This is a genomic window from Corynebacterium sp. SA-MJD20WY100 (assembly GCF_039822565.1).
Classification (GTDB): Bacteria; Actinomycetota; Actinomycetes; order Mycobacteriales; family Mycobacteriaceae; genus Corynebacterium; species Corynebacterium phoceense_A.
The window spans coordinates 1-5,102 of record NZ_JBCJKS010000036.1 but is presented as its reverse complement, the minus strand read 5'-3'; the positions used below and the strand labels follow the sequence as shown (position 1 = coordinate 5,102).

Genomic DNA, 5,102 nt, shown 5'->3' with positions numbered 1-5,102 from the left:
CACTACATATTGCGGTGCCTGATTCACGCCGCCAACATCCGACACAAAATCAATGCACTCTAAAACCGGAAGAGCCAATTTAAATGAATGGTGCCGTCGTCTGCCTGCGCGACCGGCTCGCCCGCCGGCCGCACGTGGATCTGCTGGCCGTCCTCGAGGCGCTGCGCGTGGTTCAAATCCGTGAGGTTCGCCCCCTCTCGCGGCCGCGCATGCTCCAGCGCATCGGCCACTCGCGCGCCGGGCGTGAGCGTCACCAGCCCTGGATTGTCGACCTCGCCGACCACAGAGACCACGAAATCCCCCGCCGCCGCAGACGGATGTGGCGCCACGAGTGGTACCGGCTGAGGCTCCCGCTGGTTCCACAGCAGCACCCCCGCGATGAGCACGAGGCCGGCCACGACGGCGGGGACGACAGGCACGCGAAGGCGCGGACGCGGATACTCGACGTTGAGCAGCTCTTCTTCCCCCGTCGGCGCCAGCAAGTCTGCCAGCCTCCCCGCGCCCGAACGCTGCGACGCATTCTGGCCCATGCGGCCTAGAATAAACTACTTCTGCGGAGGCTTCCACCCAAACGTCGTCTTATGCGCAGGCTTCGGGTCCGGCTCCTGCTCAGAGCTAAAGACCACGGACACGCCCAGCGCGCCGGGGCCCGTGTGGACCGCCATGACGTCGCCCAGCGGCATGACCATAAACGTCGAGTCCGCCGGCAGCATCTGCTCAAGCAGTCCGCGCAGCGTCTCCGCCGCGGCCTCCGCCTCGTTGTGCTGGATGGCCACGAAGCACGGCTCACCCTGCGCGCGTTCCTGGATGAGCTCCGTGAGCTTGGTAAAGGCCTTGGTCTGCGTGCGCGTCTTGCCCACGAGCTCCAGCTTGCCGTTCTGGATCGCGAGAATGGGCTTCGTGGCCAGCAGCGCCGTGGACAGCACCATCGTGGCCGTGGAGATGCGCCCAGACTTGCGCAGCTCCTCCGTGGAGTGGACGTAGACCCACGTGCGCCCGCGGTCGAGCGTGTTCTGGGCCGCGTCATAGCAGTCCTCGAGGCTCGCGCCGTCTTGCGCTAGGCGCGCCGCGGCCATCGCCGCAGCTCCCAGCACCATGCCTGCGGTCCCCGAGTCGATGACGCGCACGGTATCTGGGAAGACGCCCGAGGCCGTCACGGCCGCGGACCACGTGGAGGACAGCTCGCGCGACAGGTGCAAAGCCACTACCCCATCGTCGTGGGCGCGCTCCATCTGGCGGCCAAACGCCGCGGCGAGCTCCAACGCCGAGAGCCCCGAGGTCGAGGTCTCCGTTTGTCCGTCCTTGGCCTCGGACTCCATGACGTGGAGGTCGAGCACCGTGATATCGAGTTCCTCGCAGATGTCTGCCGGCAGACCCGCGGAGGAGTCAGTGACTACGCGTACGGCCACTAGATATCCGCCCCGCCGTCGCCGGATACGCGCGCGCCCATGTTCCAGCCGTCGAAGTACCACGTCGCCTCAGCGACGTTGGTCTCCGTAAAGCAGGCTGGTGCCAGCGGCGCCTCCGGATCAAACCGCGGCCGCGCGGTGAGCTGCGACCAATGCGTATTCTTCAGGCCCGAGAGCATGCCAAACTGCGCGACCTCAAGCCCCAACAGCTGGCAGGTAAGCGCCGAGATCGCGCCGCCGTGCGCCACGATGAGTACGGCATGATCGTTCCACTCGGGATAGGACTCCATGAGCTCGTCGATGACGGGACGTGCGCGGCGCGCGACGTCGACACGGGACTCGCCGCCCGGCGGTGCCCACGTGGGATCGTGGCGCCATAGGGCGCGCGCACCGGGAAACTCCTCATCGATGTCCACAGAACGCCGGCCTTGCCAGTCGCCTAAGTTGGTCTCGCGCAAGCGGGCATCGGAAAGCACCGGCACGCCCAAGGCCTCGCCGATGACGCGCGCGGTCTCTGCGGCCCGGCGCAAGTCCGAAGCCAGGATGCGAGTGATGCCTTTGTCTGCGAGCAGACGCGCCGCCGCCTCGGCCTGCGTGTAGCCCAGCTCGGACAATTCGGTGTCCAAGTGGCCTTGCATGCGCCCAGTGGCGTTATAGGTGGTCTGACCGTGACGGATCAGAATGAGGCGGCGGGACATGGTGGTTTAGTACTCTTCCTCGTCTTCCGGCGCGGGGCCGGCAAGCGGGATGTCCTCGATATCGGAGACTTCGCGGGTATTAACCTCGTTGCTCCACTCGCCGGGACGCTCGGGCGTTTCAATGCCCTCGATGTCGATGAGCGGGCAGTCGTGGTAGAGACGGTCCAAGCCATAGTAGTCGCGCTCGCCCTCGCGCTGGACGTGGACCACGATGTGGCCGTAGTCGAGCAGCACCCAGCGGTTTTCACGGTTACCCTCGCGGCGCTTGGGCTCGAAGCCTGCGGCGGTGAGTTCGTCTTCAACTTCCTCGACGATGGCGGCGACCTGGCGCTCCGTCTCCGCAGACGCGATGACAAAGACCTCGGTGATGGCAAGAACGTCAGAGACGTCAATGGCGGCGATGTTCTCGCCGAGCTTTTCATCCGCGGCCTTCGCAGCGATCTCCGCCATGCGGCGGGCGGTGTCCGTAATAGACAATTGTGTTCCTCTAATGGTCGTGAATTGGTTATTTCTAGTTTCCCACGGCCCGGCCATTTTTCCTAGTTCAGCACTAGTTAAGGCCCAGCACGCGGTTCTGGTTGGGAAGGTAGAGATGGTTCTTGGCCATATACTGCACTACCCCGTCCGGCACGAGGTACCACACCGGCTGGCCGGCCTTCGCCCGTTGGCGGCAATCCGTGGAGGAAATCGCCATGGCGGGGATATCAATGAGCGTAATTTTGGCGTCCGCCGGCAGCATGTCTTTCGTGAGCTCATAGCCCGGACGGGTCACGCCCACAAAGTGCGCGAGCTCAAGCATAAGCTCCCAGTCATGCCACGAGGTAATGGAGGCCAAGGCGTCCGCGCCCGTGATGAAGTAGAGCTCGGCACCTGGGAAGAGCTTGCCGATGTCCCGAAGGGTATCGAGCGTGTACGTCTCGCCCTCCCTATCGATGTCGACGCGGGAGACGCGGAAGCGCGGGTTGGACGCCGTCGCAATGGTCGTCATGATGTAGCGGTGCTCCGCGTCCGTGACGCCGGACTTTTGCCACGGCTGGCCGGTGGGCACAAAGATGACCTGATCGAGATCGAAACGGTGAGCCACCTCGCTGGCCGCGACGAGGTGGCCATTGTGGATGGGATCAAAAGTGCCACCCATGATGCCGATGCGCTGTGCAGTCATGGATGGCATTGTAACCGCTGGGGGTAGCCGCTTAACGCGCCTGGTCGATCCACCGGCCGACGGCGTCTGCCACCTGGTTATCCCACTGGGACCACCACTGGAAGTAGCGGCCGTGGTTGCCGCCATTGCCGCGCGAGGCCATGAGCGTGCCCACGGAGGTATCACACACACCGTCCTGCGGCAGGCAGTAGTTGATGCGGTTCGGCGTGCCCGCCGCGCTCACCGTGTTGAGCGGGGTCCAACCCAGCGGGCCGCCCTCAGAGGCGGTGTTGCCCACCGTGGTGGGGTCGCCCTTGCGCGTCATGGGGTTGCCCATGTAGACCGCGCCGGCGAGCTGGCCACGAGCGGCGAGCTCCTTCTCGTGCTCGGCGAGGACCATCGCGCCCTGGGAGAAGCCCGCGAGGATGTACTTCGGGTGGCAGCCGGAGGCGCGCTCGTAGCCGTTGATGGCGTTCATAACACCCTTGCGGCCGGTCTGCACGGAGTAGTTGAACTGGTTGGCCGCGGAAATCGCCGTGTTAAACACCGGGGAGGCGTACTGCGCGAGGATGGCGATGACGTCGCCAACACCCTGCGGCAAGCCCACATCCGGCACCGTGTAGGCCGGGTACGTCGCCGGGTAGTCCTGCGGCGTAAGCCCCAAGACGTAGACCGAGTTCATGACAGACGCGCCGCCGTGCGTGGCCTGGTAGCGCGACTCCACCGTGCGCAACATGGCGCGGATGGTCTCGCCCTCCCAGCCGTTGGAGGCGTACGGCGCGCCAGCGGAGTACCACGTGGGATAAATCTGGCTATTTTGTCCGGAACCGCGGGCTGCAACCACGACGACGGCCGGGCATACGTCTGCCTTCGCTTCCGGCGCGTTGAGCGTCGCCGGAGCGGCAATGAGAGCGAGAGCAGCGGCTGCCGATGCCGCCAGAGAGCCAAGCTTGGCTGAAATGTGTTTAAACACGGCGTGAAAACCTTCCCAGTATTTTCTTATTCGTTAGGACACCCTACTGGTTTGGACCTCCCTGTGCACGTTGGACTTCCTGTGAATTTTTCACCCATCCGGCCAGCCTGTCAGCAAAGTACGCATTTGTGACGCGTGGGGTTTCAAAGTAACTAGCGTGCACTTCCATTTTGGTCTGCAGCGCGTCCACCGCATTCGGCACCGTCGGCCGGCAGATAACGTCCCCGCCCAGGCAATAGTTCACCGACTTCGGCGAATGCCACGGCACCGGATTGCCCATGTACATCGCCCCCTTGACGCGGTCTCCCAGCTTCTGCTCCAGCGCCGTGCCGATGACGGCGCCCTGCGAGAAGCCGACCACGATATAGTCTGGACGGCAGCCCATCGCGGCCTCCCGGGCATGCAAAAAGCCCGGCGCGTTCCGCGCACCCCGCACCACCGAGTCAATCGCACCCACCGTCGTGCCATATGCAAGCTCCGGCAGCGGATGCTCCTCGAGCACACTGCTCAGCCGCTCCATGGTCTGGCTCGACGTAAGCCGCTCGCCGTCCTTGGCGAGCGGCGGCAGGTTCATCGCCGCCGGGTACGTGTGCTCGTCGAGCCCCAGCACCTCCGCGTCGTCGAAGACTCCCGGGTGGCGCTCCTCCGCCAAGTGCAGCAGGCCTGCGATATTCGGCCCCTCGTAGCCATTGGACATCCGCTCGCCATAGCGCGCAGGTCCCAGGAAATCGCCGTGCTCCGGGTTCTGGTCCGAGCCGCGCGCCGCGACAATGGCCACCTCAGGGCACATCTCGCTTGCCGATGCCCATTACGTTGTTAGCAGTTCCACCCCAGGGCACCGAAGATTCATAGTCCGTCCACCCGAGTGGGCGGGCTATGTT

7 protein-coding genes are annotated in these 5,102 nt (G+C 64.8%); all 7 read right to left on the bottom strand.

Going from position 1 to position 5,102, the window contains the following annotated elements; translation table 11 throughout:
• Positions 1-59 precede the first annotated feature (59 nt).
• Positions 60-530 (bottom strand): SLBB domain-containing protein, encoded by a 471-nt coding sequence (locus tag ABJ196_RS12555; RefSeq protein ID WP_347307559.1) that lies wholly within the window; start codon positions 528-530, stop codon positions 60-62.
• 15 nt (positions 531-545) lie between these two features.
• The gene (locus tag ABJ196_RS12550; protein WP_347307557.1) at positions 546-1,409 is read right to left on the bottom strand and encodes a DegV family protein; all 864 of its coding nucleotides are present in this window, start codon (positions 1,407-1,409) and stop codon (positions 546-548) included.
• Positions 1,409-2,107, bottom strand: a complete 699-nt coding sequence (locus ABJ196_RS12545; RefSeq protein WP_347307555.1) for a histidine phosphatase family protein — start codon at positions 2,105-2,107, stop codon at positions 1,409-1,411. Before ABJ196_RS12545 ends, ABJ196_RS12550 begins: the two co-directional genes overlap by 1 nt.
• A 6-nt stretch (positions 2,108-2,113) precedes the next feature.
• Positions 2,114-2,584: a ribosome silencing factor gene (gene rsfS, locus ABJ196_RS12540; RefSeq protein WP_066492492.1), complete on the bottom strand. Its 471-nt coding sequence runs from the start codon at positions 2,582-2,584 to the stop codon at positions 2,114-2,116.
• A 73-nt stretch (positions 2,585-2,657) separates the two neighbouring features.
• Positions 2,658-3,269, bottom strand: a complete 612-nt coding sequence (gene nadD / locus ABJ196_RS12535) for a nicotinate-nucleotide adenylyltransferase (RefSeq protein WP_347307553.1) — start codon at positions 3,267-3,269, stop codon at positions 2,658-2,660.
• A gap of 31 nt (positions 3,270-3,300) precedes the next feature.
• On the bottom strand, positions 3,301-4,221 hold the full coding sequence (locus tag ABJ196_RS12530; protein WP_347307551.1) for a cutinase family protein: 921 nt from the start codon (positions 4,219-4,221) through the stop codon (positions 3,301-3,303).
• A gap of 43 nt (positions 4,222-4,264) precedes the next feature.
• Positions 4,265-5,011: a hypothetical protein gene (locus tag ABJ196_RS12525; protein ID WP_347307549.1), complete on the bottom strand. Its 747-nt coding sequence runs from the start codon at positions 5,009-5,011 to the stop codon at positions 4,265-4,267.
• Positions 5,012-5,102: the final 91 nt, after the last annotated feature.